This is a genomic window from Streptomyces sp. NPDC050856 (assembly GCF_040653855.1).
Classification (GTDB): Bacteria; Actinomycetota; Actinomycetes; order Streptomycetales; family Streptomycetaceae; genus Streptomyces.
In genome coordinates this window covers 1-13,461 of sequence record NZ_JBFAGV010000054.1, presented here as the reverse complement: position 1 = coordinate 13,461, position 13,461 = coordinate 1, and the positions used below count along the sequence as shown (strand labels likewise).

Below are 13,461 nucleotides of genomic sequence, written 5' to 3'. Positions count from 1 at the left end.
TTTTTCTGTCATTTTCTGTTTTACCTTCGTTTTTTTTTTCTTACCCCCCGCTCGCGCGTGGGGCACGTCACCCCCCCACCCCCCCGCGGCTGAGGCGATGCAGGTGCAGGCTGTATTCCGTTACCGGACGATGCGAGGAGGTCGGTGGAGATGTTCCTCGCTCTGCTTGTGTGCGCCCTGGTCGTCGCACTGGTGGTGATCGGGCTCTTCGTCTTCGGGCTGCGCCGGCGGCTGATCCAGCGCTCCGGCGGCACCTTCGACTGCAGCCTGCGCTGGAACCTGCCGGAGGAGGGCGGCTCCCCCGCAGGGACCCCCAGCGGCAAGGGCTGGGTGTACGGCGTCGCCCGCTACAGCGGTGACCGGGTCGCCTGGTTCCGGGTCTTCTCGTACGCCCCCCGGCCGCGCCGGGTGCTGGAGCGCTCGGGCATCGAGGTGCTGGCCCGCCGGATGCCCGAGGGCGAGGAGGAGCTGGCGCTGCTGTCGGACTCGGTGGTGCTGGGCTGCCTGCACCACGGGACGCGGCTGGAGCTGGCCATGAGCGAGGACGCGCTGACCGGCTTCCTGGCCTGGCTGGAGGCCGCGCCTCCGGGCCAGCGGGTCAATGTGGCCTAAAACCACGGTGGCGTGAGCGATCCCCGGAGGGGAAGATCGTCGCGTGAGTGGTGACATAGCCCGGGTACGGGCGGGCGAGTGCCATGTCTGGATCGCCGAGGCCGTTTCCGTGCCGGCCCTGCTGCCGATGCTCGACGATCATGAGCGGCGCCGGCATGAGGCGTTCGTACGGGAGAAGGACCGCGCGCTGTATCTGACGGCGCACGCGCTGCTGCGCCAGACGGTCGCCGCACAGCTCGACGGGATGAAGCCGGGCGAGGTGCGCTTCGCCCACGTCTGCAAGCACTGTGACGCGGACCGTCCGCACGGCAAGCCCGCGGTGGCCGGCTCCCCGCTGGAGCTGTCGCTGTCTCACTCGGGGGGTCTGGTGGCGGTCGCGCTGTCGCTGGCCGGGCCGGTCGGCGTGGACATCGAGGAGACCGCCGCCGGCCGGGACCTCCCGCTGAACGTGCTTTCCGCGCCGGAGCGCGCCGCACTGGACCGGGTGCCGGACGCGGAGCGGCCGTGGGCGTTCACCCGTTACTGGGCGCGCAAGGAAGCGGTCCTGAAGGCCACCGGGGACGGGCTGATGGTGGACCCGGCGCGGCTGACGGTGAGCCCGCCGGACGTGCCGGCCGCGCTGGCCGAGTGGCGGGAACGGCCGCAGCCGCACCTGCCGGTGCGGCTCCACGACGTCGACGCGGGCGAGGGCCACCGCGCGGCGGTGGCCGTGCTGGGCGACGGGGAGTGCCGTGTGGTGCGGCACGAGGTGACGCACGGCGGGGACGGCGCCGTACTGCGCCGTCCCCGCTGAGCGATCGGTACCGCTGTTACTTCAGGCCGCTGTCCATGGCGCTGACCAGCTCACCGTTGGCGGTGTCACCGGAGAACTCCCAGAAGAACGCGCCGCCCAGACCCTGGCTCTTGGCCCAGGCCATCTTGGAGGTGACGGTGGCGGGGGTGTCGTAGCTCCACCAGTTGGTGCCGCAGTGCGCGTACGCCGTACCGGCGATGGTGCCGTTGGCGGGGCAGCTGGCCTTGAGGACCTTGTAGTCCTCGATGCCCGCCTCGTAGGTGCCCTGCGCCGGGCCGGTGGCGGTGCCGCCCGGCTCCTTCTGGGTGACGCCGGTCCAGCCGCGGCCGTAGAAGCCGATGCCCAGGAGCAGCTTGGCCGACGGCACGCCCTTGGCCTTGAACTTCGCGATGGCCTCGGCCGAGGTGTAGCCCTGCTGCGGGATGCCGGGGTACGAGGTCAGGGGCGAGTGCGGGGCGGTCGGGCCGTTCTTGGCCCAGGCGCCGAAGAAGTCGTACGTCATCACGTTGTACCAGTCGAGGTACTGCGCGGCGCCGCCGTAGTCGGCCGCGTCGATCTTGCCGCCGGGGGTGGCGTCCGCCGTGACGGCCGCGGTGACCAGGTTGTTGGCGCCGAACTTGGCGCGCATGGCCTGCATCATGTTCCTGAACGCGGCCGGTCCGCTGGTGTCGCAGCTCAGACCGCAGGCGTTGGGGTACTCCCAGTCCAGGTCGATGCCGTCGAAGACGTCGGCCCAGCGCGGGTCCTCCACCAGGTCGTAGCAGGACTGGGCGAAGGCGGTCGGGTTCTTCACGGCGTCGGGGAAGCCGCCGGACCAGGTCCAGCCGCCGAACGACCACAGCACCTTGATGTGCGGGTACTTGGCCTTCAGCTTGCGCAGCTGGTTGAAGTTGCCGCGCAGCGGCTGGTCCCAGGTGTCGGCCTTGCCGTCGACGGACTGGTCGGCGGTGTACGCCTTGTCGTAGTCGGCGTAGGCGTCACCGATGGTGCACTTGCCGCCCTGGACGTTGCCGAAGGCGTAGTTGATGTGCGTGATCTTGGCGGCGGAGCCGGACGTCACCAGGTTCTTGACGTGGTAGTTGCGCCCGTAGACGCCCCAGTTGGTGAAGTAACCGAGGTTGACCTTGGAACCGGGGCCGGGCCCCGGGCCGGGCTCGGTGCCGCCACCCGTGGTGCGCACCGCGCGGGCGCCGCTGACCGGACCGGTCTGGTCGGCGGTGTCACGGGCCTGGACGGAGTACGAGTAGTCCGTGCCGGCGCTCAGGCCGGTGTCGGCGTACGCGGTGCCGGTCACCGTGGCGACCTTGGCGCCGTCGCGCAGCACGTCGTAGTTCTTGACGCCCTTGTCGTCGGTGGCCGCCGCCCAGGTCAGCTTCACCGAGGTGTCGGTGATGTCGGAGGCGCCGGGCGTACCGGGCGCGGAGGGCGGGGTGTCGCCGGGGACGTCGGGGCCGCCGTCGCAGGAGCCGCCGTTGAGCTTGCAGCCGGTGGGGGAGCCGGTGCCGGAGCCGTTGAAGCCGAAGGTGACCGAGGCGCCGGGGGCGAGGGTGCCGTTCCAGCTGAGGTTCTTGGCGGTCCAGTGGGTGCCGCTGCCGGTGACGGTGGCGTCCCAGGCGGACCCGACGGACGTGCCGGTGGGGAAGTCCCACTCGACGGTCCAGGAGCTGAGAGTGGTGGTACCGGTGTTCTTCACCGTCCACCTGCCCTCGAAGCCGGAGCCCCAGTCGGAGGCCTTGGTGTACGTGGCGGTCGCCGAGGCCGCGGCCTGGGCGGGCGGGGCGAGGCCGACCATGGCGGCCAGCGGCAGCATCAGCGCGGTGAGGCCGGCGGCGGCCCTTGCGCGGAACCTGCTGATGCGTGGGGGATCTTGGGTGCTCAAGGGTGCTCTCCTCGAGTTGCGGACGGGACGGGTGTGGGGGGTCCGTCGAACAGTTGCGCGTGCCGTGAGAGTAGGGAGGTCTGGACCAATCGTCAATAGGTCCAGACCAAAGTCGCACGGCCGCCGGAGCCGTCCTCTCAGACGCCCAACTCCTGCGCCAGCACCGCCGCTTGCACCCTGCTGCGCAGGTCGAGCTTGCCGAGCAGCCGGCTCACATGGGTCTTCACCGTCGCCTCCGCCATGTTCAGCCGCACCGCGATGTCCGCGTTCGACATCCCCTCGCCCAGACAGGACAGCACCTCCCGCTCCCGCCGGGTCAGCACCTCCAGCACCGCCGGATCGGGCGCGTCCGGCGCCCGGGCCGGTGCCCTCGGCGCGGCGAACTCGGCGATCAGACGGCGCGTCACCGCCGGGGCGATCACGCCCTCGCCCCGCGCCACCGTCCGTACCGCCTCGATCAGGTCCCCGGCCTCCGCGTTCTTCAGCAGGAACCCGGACGCCCCGGCGCGCAGCGCCCCGAAGACGTACTCGTCCAGATCGAACGTGGTCAGCACCAGGACGTCCGCGACGCCCTCGCCGACCAGTTGCCGGGTGGCCGACACCCCGTCCAGGCGCGGCATCTGGAGGTCCATCAGCACCACGTCCGGGCGCAGTTCACGGGCCAGCCGCACCGCCTCCTCGCCGTCCCCCGCCTCCCCGGCGACCTCGATGTCGGGCGCGCTGCCCAGGATGAGGACCAGGCCCGCCCGCACCGCGCTCTGGTCCTCCGCGACGAGCACCCTGATGGGCGCTGTGTCAGTCATGCCGACGGCTCCTTGTCGTCCTCCGCAACGGGCAGTACCGCCCGTACCCGCCAGATCCTCTCCGGCCCCCGCGGCGGCCCCGGGGCCGGTCCCGCGTCGAACCGGCCGCCCAGCAGCGCGACCCGTTCCCGCATCCCCACCAGACCGGCGCCCGACCCCGGCGCCCGGGGGCCCGGCCGGGTGCCGAACGGGCTGGTCACCTCGACGGTCAGGGCGTGGTCCGCCGACCGCAGCGTGATGGCCACCTCACCGGGGTCGGCGTGCTTGAGCGTGTTCGTCAGCGACTCCTGCACGATGCGGTACGCCGCCAGCTCGACCGGCGCCGGCAGCGAGGTGTCCGGCGGGCGCCCGTCGGACAGCCGGAACGTCAGCCCGCTGGCCGCGCCGTTCAGCCCCGTGTGGCGCACCAGCGCGTCCAGGCCGTCGAGGGTCGGGGCGGCGGCGGGCTCGTCGTGGCCGCTGCTGTCGCGCAGCAGGCCGATCAGCCGGCGCATCTCGGCGAGGCCCTCGACGCTGTTCTCCCGGATCACCCCCAGCGCGTCGCGCGAGGTCTTCGGGTCGTCCAGGGAGAGCGCGGCGGTGGAGTGGATGGCGATGGCCGACAGGTGGTTGGCGACCATGTCGTGCAGCTCCCGGGCCATCCGGGACCGCTCGGCGATCACCGCCTGCCTGCGGTCCATCTCGGCCAGCAGCGCGGTCTGCGCGGCCCGCAGCCTCGCCGTGTCGGCGGCCTGGCGGTGGTTGCGCACCACCGCGCCGGTCAGCGCGGGGAAGAACGTGAGCAGCGCGGTCACCACACCGATCAGCAGCGCCGCCGGCTCCCGGAACCAGGCCAGGAAGCCGATGGTCACCGCGACGGTGATCAGCCCGGTGGTGACCGGGATCCGCCGGGCGGCGGCCGGCGGCCCCCACACCACGGCGGCATAGACCACGTCGGCGAACATCACCACCGTCATCAGGTTGCCGCGGGTGAACTGGTCCGCGACCACCGCGACCGTCCCCACCGCCAGCGCCGTGCGCGGCATGGTGCGGCGCACCAGCTCCGCCGCCGCCATCGCCCCCAGCGGGGCCAGCACCAGCGGGCCGGCGGGCAGCCCGACGCCGGGGCCCTGGGTGTGCAGCCCCAACGACCACAGCAGCAGGCCGCAGGCCAGCCCGGCGGTGGCGATCAGCACATCGTCGCGATGCGTACGCGGGAGTCTCACCCGTTCATCCAACACGCTGCCGCCCGCCCGGACCTCCCCGTGCGGGGTGAGGGCGGAGGGCGCGGTACACCGAAGGATGCAGCCGCGAATCGTCACCGGCGACGACGCACCCGCGTCCGGCGGCCGACAGGCTGGAGGACGTACGAAGGGAGAGCGCTGTGATCGTCGCGCTGATCGTGATCTGCGAGGTCGGCTTCTGGGTGCTGCTGGCCGCGGGACTGGCCGTCCGGTACCTGCTGAGGATGCCCCGCACCGGGATGGCCCTGCTGCTGTGCGAGCCGCTGCTGGAGGTCCTCCTGCTGGTCGTCACCGCGCTGGACCTGAAGAACGGCGCCGAACCCAGCGCGAAGCACGGGCTGGCCGCGCTGTACATCGGGTACACCGTCGGCCACGGCCACCGCACGGTGAAGTGGCTCGACGGCCACGCCGCCCACCGTCTCGCGGGCGCCCCGCGCCCGCCGGGGCCGCCCCGCCACGGCATGGCGCGCGCCCGGTACGAGGGCGGGCTCTGGCTCGGCACGCTCCTGGCGGCCGCGGTCGCCACCGCGCTGCTGTGGCTGGCGATCCTGTACGTGGGCGACCCGGCCCGCACCACCTCGCTGGAGAGCTGGACGCACGTGGCGTGGCGGGCGGCCGGCATCCACGGCCTGATCGCCCTCAGCTACGCGATCTGGCCGAAGCGGCCGCCCGCGGGCGATGCCCCGCCGCCCGGGGAGGACGCCTCAGCGCTCTCCGCCGGGGACCCACAGAACGTCCCCGAGCTCCTTGTTCGCGGTCCTGGCCAGGATGAAAAGAAGGTCTGACAGCCGGTTGAGGTAGGTCGCCGTCAGCGCGTTCATCGTCTCGCCGTGCGCCTCCAGCGCCGCCCACGTCGAGCGCTCCGCCCGCCGGACCACCGTGCACGCCTGGTGCAGCAGCGCCGCGCCGGGCGTGCCGCCCGGCAGGATGAAGGAGCGCAGCTTCTCCAAGTCCGCCAGGAAGCGGTCGCAGTCCGCCTCCAGCTTGTCGATGTAGGACTGCTCCACCCGCAGCGGCGGGTACTGCGGGTCCCGGACCACCGGCGTGGACAGGTCCGCGCCCACGTCGAACAGGTCGTTCTGGACGCGGACCAGGACCTTCACGACCTCCTCGTCGAGCCGGCCGAGCGCGATGGCGGTGCCGATCACGGCGTTGGCCTCGTTGGCGTCGGCGTACGCCGCGATCCGCAGGTCCGTCTTGGCGGTACGGCTCATGTCGCCGAGCGCCGTGGTGCCCTTGTCTCCGGTACGGGTGTAGATGCGCGTCAGATTGACCATGCCGCCAGCCTAGTGACGGAGACCCCCGGACGGGTATGCCGGCCCGGTGCCCGACCGGTGCCCGCCCGGTGCCCCTACGCCCCGGCCCGGCGGAAGACCCGGGTGCCCACGGTCACGCCCAGTGCCGCGAAGGCGGCGGCGACCAGCACGCCGTACAGCATCGCCGTGCCCGTGTAGTCCCCGACGTACCCCGCCCGCACCGCGTCCACCAGATAACGGAACGGCATGAGGTGCGAGAGCGCGTCCAGCCAGGCCGGGGCCAGGGCCATCGGCAGCATCAGGCCGGACAGCAGCATGGACGGCATGCTCAGGGCGTTGACGACCGGCCCGAACTCCTGCGGCTTGGACACCCTCAGCGCCAGCGCGTAGCTGAGCGAGGCCAGCGCGACCGCCAGGACGGCGACGAACGCGAATCCGATCAGGATCCCGCCGAGCGGGGCGCGCAGTCCCATCAGCAGGGCGGCGAGCACCAGCAGTACGGCCTGGAGGACGAGGACGGCGGCGTCCCGCAGCACCCGGCCCAACAGCAGCGCGAGCCGGCTGACCGGGGTGACGCGCATCCGCTCGACCACGCCCGTCTGCTTCTCGACGATGACGGCGAACCCGGAGAACGACGCGCCGAACAGGCCGAGCTGCAGCAGCAGGCCGGGCACCAGGACCTGCCAGGAGTCGCCGGCGGAGCCGAGCGGCAGGCCGGTGAGCAGCGGGCCGAAGAAGAGCAGGTACAGCAGCGGCATCAGGACGCCGAAGAGCATCTGGAACTTCGAGCGCAGCGTCTGGCGGGCGTACCGCTCGAAGACCAGCGCGATGTCGTGCGTGAGCACGGGGGACCTCCTAGACGGCGACGGGGGTGGTGTCCACCGGCGCGGGCGTCCGGCCGGTGATGGCGAGGAAGGCGGCCTGGAGGGAGGCGCCGGGCGATCCGCCGTACCGCTCCTTGAGCGCGGCCGGTGTGCCGTCGGCGACGACCGTGCCCCGGTCCACCACGACCAGCCGGTCGGACAGCTCGTCCGCCTCGTCCAGGTAGTGGGTGGTGAGGAAGACGGTCGTGCCGTACTGGTCGCGCAGCCGCCGGACCAGGCGCCACAGGTCGGCGCGGCTGCCCGGGTCGAGCCCGGTGGTGGGTTCGTCGAGGAACAGCACCTCGGGCCGGTGGGTGAGGCCCATCGCGATGTCGAGCCGCCTGCGCTGCCCGCCGGAGAGGGCCGCGCACGGGCGCTCCAGCAGCGCGCCGAGGTCCAGGTCGTCGGCCAGCTCCTCGGCTCGGGCCGCCGCCCGGCGCCTGGTGAGCCCGTACAGCCGGCCCTGGGTGACGAGCTCCTCGCGCACCGGGACGCCCGGGTCGGTGCCGCCGGACTGGGCGACGTAGCCGATCCTCCTCCGTACGCCGACGGGGTCGCCGGCCAGGTCGCACCCCGCGACGGTGGCGGCGCCGCCGGTCGGCGGGAGCAGGGTGGTGAGCATGCGCAGGGTGGTGGTCTTGCCGGCGCCGTTGGGGCCGAGGAAGCCCAGGATCTCGCCGGGCGCGACGCGCAGATCGACGCCGCGCACCGCTTCCACCGGGCCGCCTCGGGTCCGGAAGGTGTGGGCCAGGCCGGCCGTGTTGATGATTGCCATGCCCACAGAAAAACAGAGTCGCTTAAATTTTGCAATAACTCCAAGTTTCGAACGAGCCCAAGAAAGTTACGATGGGGGCATGACCCAAGAGCCGACCGAGGGACTGCGAGAGCGCAAGAAGCGCCAGACCAGGCAGCACATCTCCGACGTGGCCACCGGCCTGTTCCTGGAGCGGGGCTTCGACGCGGTGACGATCGCCGAGATCGCCAAGGCGGCCGACGTTTCCGTCAACACCGTCTACAACTACTTCCCGGCCAAGGAGGACCTCTTCCTCGACCGGAGCGAGGACGTGGTCGACCGGCTCTCCCGGTACGTGCGCGGGCGCCGTCCCGGGGAGTCCGCCGCCGAGGCGGTCCTGCGCGAACTGCGCGCCGCCGTCGTCAGCCAGTCGCCGACCGTCGGTCTGTTCGCCGGCTGGGCCGACTTCATGCGGGTCATCACCGACGCGCACGCGCTGCGCTCCCGCCTCTGGGCCATCCAGCAGGAGGCCCTGTCCGACCTCACCACCACCCTCGCCCAGGAGACCGGCGCGGCCGGCGACGACCCGATGCCCGCCCTGGTCGCCGGGCAGCTCTCCTGGATCCACGGCACCCTGATGGGGTGGATCGGCACCGAGATGGTCAAGCGGCGCGACATCGCCGAGGTGGCCCGCGAAGCCCTCGGCCTCCTCGACGAGATGGAGGAGCTGCTGGGCCGGAAGGTGCTCACCTACGCGGTTCGCCTCACCGGCGACGGCGCACCGGTGTGATGTCCGTCATCCGGGACGTGACGCGCATCTCTTCACCACCCCACGGCCCGCCGGGGACCGCTAACCTCCGCCGAAGAACCGAAAACTAAACGGGCGTTAAGGGGTAGAACGTGGCCAGGAAGCTCGCCGTCATCGGGGCCGGACTCATGGGGTCCGGTATCGCGCAGGTCTCCGCCCAGGCGGGCTGGGAAGTCGTCCTGCGCGACGTCACCGACGCGGCCCTGACCCGGGGCACGGACGGCATCAAGGCCTCGTACGACAAGTTCGTCGCCAAGGGCAGAATGGACGCCGAGGCCGCGGAGTCGGCGTACGCCCGCATCACCACCACCATCGACCTGGACGCCGCGGCCGACGCCGACATCGTCGTGGAGGCGGTCTTCGAGAAGCTGGAAGTCAAGCACGACATCTTCCGCACGCTCGACAAGCTGGTACGCGAGGACGCGGTCCTCGCCTCCAACACCTCCGCCATCCCGATCACCAAGATCGCGGCCGTGACGGAGCGTCCGGAGCGCGTCGTGGGTACGCACTTCTTCTCGCCCGTCCCGATGATGCAGCTCTGCGAGCTGGTGCGCGGCTACAAGACGAGCGACGAAACCCTCGCCACCGCCCGCGAGTTCGCCGAGTCGGTCGGCAAGACCTGCATCGTCGTCAACCGCGACGTGGCCGGCTTCGTCACCACCCGCCTCATCTCCGCCCTGGTGGTCGAGGCGGCCAAGCTGTACGAGTCGGGCGTCGCCTCCGCCGAGGACATCGACGTCGCCTGCAAGCTCGGCTTCGGCCACGCCATGGGCCCGCTGGCCACCGCCGACCTCACCGGCGTCGACATCCTGCTGCACGCCACCAGCAACATCTACACCGAGTCCCAGGACGAGAAGTTCGCCCCGCCGGAGCTGATGCGCCGGATGGTGGACGCTGGTGACATCGGCCGCAAGAGCGGGCAGGGCTTCTACAAGCACTGAGCCGTGACGAGCGCCGTGCCACCACCCCATGGGGTGAATTCGGTATCGGTTCGCTTACAGCTGGCAACTTCGAGCCCGGTCCGGCAGTCAGTTGTTGCATAGAAAGACGTGACGAACAAAGCACTCTCGGGGAGCGCATATGCACATCAGGGGCGACCACGCCGAACTGGTCGTCGGGGGCCGCCTCGACGTCCGCAGCGCGGCGGACGCCCGTACCGTCCTGCACTCGGCCGTCGACGACGGAGCCGGCGACCTGGTGCTCGACCTGACCGGTCTCGACTCCTGGGACGCCACCGGACTCGGGGTCATCATGGGCGCGCACCGGCGGGCCGGCCGGTGCGGCCGCCGCCTGGTGCTGCGGGGCGTACCGCCCCAGATGCAGCGCCTGCTGGTGGCCACCCGACTGCACCGCATCCTCGCCATCGAGGGCGGACTGGCCGCCGAAACGTTGCCGCGCGTGTGAAGCAAATCGGACCAGGTTCCTGCCAGCGCACAATCCTCACGAGACCGTGACGTCTTGGGCGCCGTGCCACCCCGACTGTTCCTGGATACTGAACCAGCGTCTAGGGTTCGGTCGCCCGCTGATTGACGGACCCACACGGCGGGCACCGGACCACAAGCGCCAGCGGGCGCGCGGATCGGCCGGGAGGGACTTCGGCGCGCGACGCTTTTGGGGGCTTGACCTTGGATCCGATGAATCCGATGCCGGACGAGTACGGCCGCGGCCACGACGGCGGCGACGCCGCCGCCCGGCGGCCCCCCGCGCGCGACGGGCAGGCCAAGCAGCCGGCGCCCGCGCGCACGGCCCAGCTCGTCTCGGGCGACTTCCTGCTCACCGTCAACCCCATAGACGGCAGCGAGATCGAGCCGTGCCCGCCCGGCCGGCAGCCCGAACCGCCCGGCCGCCGCACCCCCCAGGAGCGCACCGACCTGGCCCGCGCCGCCGGCCCGCCGGTGCCGCCGGGCCCCGCCTCCCCCCGGCTGCCGCTGCTGGAGCGCCAGCAGGAGCGCGAGCGCCTGACGCAACTGCTGGGACGCGGCCGCTCGGTACGGCTGACCGGCCAGCCCGGATCCGGGCGCACCGCCCTGCTCGACGCGGTCGCGGCGGACTGCGCCGACCTCGCCCCCGACGGGGTCGTCCGCCTCTCCGGACACCGCCGCACGCCCTTTGAACTGCTCCACGAACTCTTCGCCACCGTCTACCGCGCCCCCGCCCACCGGCCCGACCGCGCCGGACTGCGCACCCTCGTCCGCGACATCGGCGCGGTCGTCGTCGTCGACGACCTGGAGTTCGGCGGCGCCGCGCTGGACGAACTGCTCGACGCCACACCGGAGTGCGCGTTCCTGCTCGCCACCACCCCCGAGGCCGCCGCGCCCTCGCCCGACGCGCACCTCGAAGAGGTCGTCCTGACCGGGCTCGGCCGGGGCTCCACCCTGGAACTGCTGGAGCGCGTTGTCGACCGGCCGCTCACCGACGACGAGGCCAACTGGGCCGGCGACCTCTGGTTCGAGTCCGAGGGACTGCCGCTGCGGTTCGTCCAGGCCGGGGCGCTGCTGCGGCAGCGCGACGAGCTGCGCGCCGGACCCGGCGAGGACGAGCGGGACGGCGAGGACGGCGAGGACGGCGACGGCAGTGTGTTCGCCGCCGCCCGCGACCTGCCGCTGCCCTCGCTCGGCGAAGGCGCCGCCCCCGCCGCCCTGCTGGCCTCCCGGCTGTCCGAACCGGCCCGCAAGACTCTGCGCTTCGCCGTCGCGCTCGGCGGCGAGGTGCCGCACCAGGCCCACCTGCCGGCGCTGATCGGCGACACCCACGCCGACGCGGCGCTCGGCGAACTGCTCGGCTGCGGACTGCTCACCCCCGTCGGCGGCCGCTACCGGCTGGCCGCCGGGGTCGCCTCCCAGCTCGTCGACGCCGGGTACGGCGAAGGGGCGATCACCCGCGCCCACACCGCCGCCCAGCACTACGCCTGGTGGGCCGGGCACCCCTCGGTCACGCCCGAGCGCGCGTCCGCCGAGGCCGACGCCGTGCTCGCCGCGATGGCCGCGCTCGTACCGGGCGCGGGCGTACCGCCCGGACGGGACACCGACGGCGAGGCCCCGCACGTCAGCGCCGCCGTGCTGCTGGCCCGCAGCGCCGTACCCGCCTTCGCGGCCGGACTGCACTGGGGCGCCTGGGAACGGGCGCTGCGCACCGGTCAGGAAGCGGCCAGGATCGCCGGCGAGGTGGCCGAGGAGGCCTACTTCCACCACGAGTTGGGCGTCCTGGCGCTGTGCGCCGGGAACCTGGAGCGGGCTCGCGCCGAACTGGAGGCCTCCATCGCGCTGCGCGGCGCCCTCGCCGACAAGCGCGGCACCGTCGCCGGGCGGCGGGCGCTGGCCCTGGTCACCGACCGCGAGCGCGGACCGCTCCCGGGGAGCGCGCCGGCAGGTCCGGCGGCCGCTCTGCCGGTTGTCCTGCCGGGCCCGTCGGCACCGGGCGGGCGCACCGTGTCGACGGAGAAGGAGCCGGTGACCGGCGCGCGGTACGACGCGTCGGTGGCCGCGCCCGCCGGCGTACCGGCCGCCGGGGCGGCGAGCGGCGGCGCGGCGGAGCCGGCGACGGCCGGACCGGCCGGCCGTGCGGCGACGGCGGAAACCGCCGGACGGTCCGGGGCGACGGCGCCGGCCGGGCTCCTGGGCGGGCCGCTGGCCCGCTGGACGGCGCGGCGCACCATCCTGACCGGAGCCAGGCGCAACCTGGTCGCGGCGGGCGCGGGCGCGGTGCTGGCCGCCGTCCTGGGCACCGTGGTGACCCTCGGCGCGGCCTCCGGCGGCGGTGAGGGCGGTGACGGAGGGGGCGGTGACCGGGTCACCACCGACCGGCCGGCCACCGACGACGGCGCCGGCGCCGGCGGTGACGGTGGCGCGGGCGCCGAGGAGCCGGGCCACGACTCCACCCGCCGCCCGGGCGGAGGCGGCACCGGCGGTGGCCACACCGGCGGCCAGGGCGGCCACGGGGAGGGTCCGGGCGACCCGGGTTCGTCGGCCCGCCCGGACCGGAGCGGTCCGGCCGACCCGTCGGCCACGCCGGACGGCACGCCGTCGGCGACCACCACCGGCGGTTCGCCGACCACGACGGGCGGCACGGCCACCTCGACCGGCGGCAGCGGCACGCCCTCCTCGGGCGGCAGTTCCTCGCCCACCGGCGGCGGGAGCGGTACGCCGACGAGCGGTGGCAGCTCCTCGCCCACGCCGACCACCAGCGGCAGCGGCTCGCCCACGACCACCGGTGGCACCACGAGCGGCGGCACCACCACCGGTGGGACCACGTCCGGCTCGTCCACCGGCGGCGGTTCGGACAGCGGTGGCTCCACCGATTCGGGCGGCGCGGGCGGCGGGACCAGCGGCAGTGGGACGAGCGACGGCGGGACCACCGACGGGGGAACCACCGACGGCGGCACCACCGGCACCGCGCCCTAGGTGTATTGTCCCGGAGCGTTGTTCACGCGGCTGATGGGCGGGTGTCCGCCGAGTGCGGTGTGGCAGCGGTGGTGGTTGTAGGTGTGGAGGA

At 73.2% G+C, this 13,461-nt stretch carries 13 protein-coding genes; 7 read left to right on the top strand and 6 right to left on the bottom strand.

The window, feature by feature from the left end:
* The first annotated feature begins 150 nt into the window (after positions 1 to 150).
* Together AB0H53_RS28610 and AB0H53_RS28605 are read left to right on the top strand one after the other, a co-directional pair.
* Complete coding sequence (locus AB0H53_RS28610; protein WP_362119424.1) at positions 151 to 612, top strand: DUF2550 domain-containing protein; 462 nt, start codon at positions 151 to 153, stop codon at positions 610 to 612.
* A gap of 43 nt (positions 613 to 655) precedes the next feature.
* Positions 656 to 1,405 carry a 4'-phosphopantetheinyl transferase superfamily protein gene (locus tag AB0H53_RS28605; protein ID WP_362119421.1) on the top strand — a complete coding sequence of 250 codons (750 nt, stop codon included), beginning with the start codon at positions 656 to 658 and terminating at the stop codon, positions 1,403 to 1,405.
* A 16-nt stretch (positions 1,406 to 1,421) separates the two neighbouring features.
* On the opposite strand, the gene AB0H53_RS28600 is transcribed toward AB0H53_RS28605, so the two are convergent.
* The 3 genes from AB0H53_RS28600 to AB0H53_RS28590 form a co-directional block, all read right to left on the bottom strand.
* Positions 1,422 to 3,215 carry a glycoside hydrolase family 18 chitinase gene (locus tag AB0H53_RS28600; protein ID WP_362119427.1) on the bottom strand — a complete coding sequence of 598 codons (1,794 nt, stop codon included), beginning with the start codon at positions 3,213 to 3,215 and terminating at the stop codon, positions 1,422 to 1,424.
* A 206-nt stretch (positions 3,216 to 3,421) separates the two neighbouring features.
* Positions 3,422 to 4,087, bottom strand: coding sequence for a response regulator transcription factor (locus AB0H53_RS28595; protein ID WP_362119418.1), 666 nt, complete (start codon positions 4,085 to 4,087; stop codon positions 3,422 to 3,424).
* On the bottom strand, positions 4,084 to 5,292 hold the full coding sequence (locus AB0H53_RS28590; protein WP_362119415.1) for a histidine kinase: 1,209 nt from the start codon (positions 5,290 to 5,292) through the stop codon (positions 4,084 to 4,086). The genes AB0H53_RS28595 and AB0H53_RS28590 overlap by 4 nt, the downstream gene beginning before the upstream one ends.
* 158 nt (positions 5,293 to 5,450) lie before the next feature.
* On the opposite strand from AB0H53_RS28590, the gene AB0H53_RS28585 reads away from it, so the two are divergent.
* Positions 5,451 to 6,095, top strand: a complete 645-nt coding sequence (locus AB0H53_RS28585) for a hypothetical protein (protein ID WP_362119412.1) — start codon at positions 5,451 to 5,453, stop codon at positions 6,093 to 6,095.
* On the opposite strand, the gene AB0H53_RS28580 is transcribed toward AB0H53_RS28585, so the two are convergent.
* The 3 genes from AB0H53_RS28580 to AB0H53_RS28570 form a co-directional block, all read right to left on the bottom strand.
* Positions 6,015 to 6,587 (bottom strand): cob(I)yrinic acid a,c-diamide adenosyltransferase, encoded by a 573-nt coding sequence (locus AB0H53_RS28580; protein ID WP_362119409.1) that lies wholly within the window; start codon positions 6,585 to 6,587, stop codon positions 6,015 to 6,017. The two genes, AB0H53_RS28585 and AB0H53_RS28580, sit on opposite strands and share 81 nt — an antisense overlap.
* Before the next feature lie 74 nt (positions 6,588 to 6,661).
* Complete coding sequence (locus AB0H53_RS28575) at positions 6,662 to 7,411, bottom strand: ABC transporter permease (protein ID WP_362119406.1); 750 nt, start codon at positions 7,409 to 7,411, stop codon at positions 6,662 to 6,664.
* A 10-nt stretch (positions 7,412 to 7,421) separates the two neighbouring features.
* Positions 7,422 to 8,204, bottom strand: a complete 783-nt coding sequence (locus AB0H53_RS28570; protein ID WP_362119403.1) for an ATP-binding cassette domain-containing protein — start codon at positions 8,202 to 8,204, stop codon at positions 7,422 to 7,424.
* 79 nt (positions 8,205 to 8,283) lie between these two features.
* On the opposite strand from AB0H53_RS28570, the gene AB0H53_RS28565 reads away from it, so the two are divergent.
* The 4 genes from AB0H53_RS28565 to AB0H53_RS28550 all read left to right on the top strand — a co-directional run bounded on the left by AB0H53_RS28565 (position 8,284) and on the right by AB0H53_RS28550 (position 13,370).
* A complete protein-coding gene (locus AB0H53_RS28565) occupies positions 8,284 to 8,952 on the top strand; it encodes a TetR/AcrR family transcriptional regulator (RefSeq protein WP_362119400.1) in 669 nt (222 codons plus the stop codon).
* Between the two features lie 110 nt (positions 8,953 to 9,062).
* On the top strand, positions 9,063 to 9,911 hold the full coding sequence (locus AB0H53_RS28560; RefSeq protein WP_362119397.1) for a 3-hydroxyacyl-CoA dehydrogenase family protein: 849 nt from the start codon (positions 9,063 to 9,065) through the stop codon (positions 9,909 to 9,911).
* Between the two features lie 139 nt (positions 9,912 to 10,050).
* On the top strand, positions 10,051 to 10,374 hold the full coding sequence (locus tag AB0H53_RS28555; protein WP_290111518.1) for an STAS domain-containing protein: 324 nt from the start codon (positions 10,051 to 10,053) through the stop codon (positions 10,372 to 10,374).
* Between the two features lie 230 nt (positions 10,375 to 10,604).
* Entirely contained in the window at positions 10,605 to 13,370 is a 2,766-nt protein-coding gene (locus AB0H53_RS28550; protein ID WP_362119393.1) for an ATP-binding protein, read from the top strand.
* Positions 13,371 to 13,461 lie beyond the last annotated feature (91 nt).

Bases quoted from the DNA above. Each gene is read 5' to 3' on its own strand.
- AB0H53_RS28600 (WP_362119427.1), bottom strand. From the start codon at position 3,215: ATGCTGCCGCTGGCCGCCATGGTCGGCCTCGCCCCGCCCGCCCAGGCC.
- AB0H53_RS28595 (WP_362119418.1), bottom strand. From the start codon at position 4,087: ATGACTGACACAGCGCCCATCAGGGTGCTCGTCGCGGAGGACCAGAGC.
- AB0H53_RS28550 (WP_362119393.1), top strand. From the start codon at position 10,605: ATGAATCCGATGCCGGACGAGTACGGCCGCGGCCACGACGGCGGCGAC.
- AB0H53_RS28570 (WP_362119403.1), bottom strand. From the start codon at position 8,204: ATGGCAATCATCAACACGGCCGGCCTGGCCCACACCTTCCGGACCCGA.
- AB0H53_RS28555 (WP_290111518.1), top strand. From the start codon at position 10,051: ATGCACATCAGGGGCGACCACGCCGAACTGGTCGTCGGGGGCCGCCTC.
- AB0H53_RS28610 (WP_362119424.1), top strand. From the start codon at position 151: ATGTTCCTCGCTCTGCTTGTGTGCGCCCTGGTCGTCGCACTGGTGGTG.
- AB0H53_RS28565 (WP_362119400.1), top strand. From the start codon at position 8,284: ATGACCCAAGAGCCGACCGAGGGACTGCGAGAGCGCAAGAAGCGCCAG.
- AB0H53_RS28580 (WP_362119409.1), bottom strand. From the start codon at position 6,587: ATGGTCAATCTGACGCGCATCTACACCCGTACCGGAGACAAGGGCACC.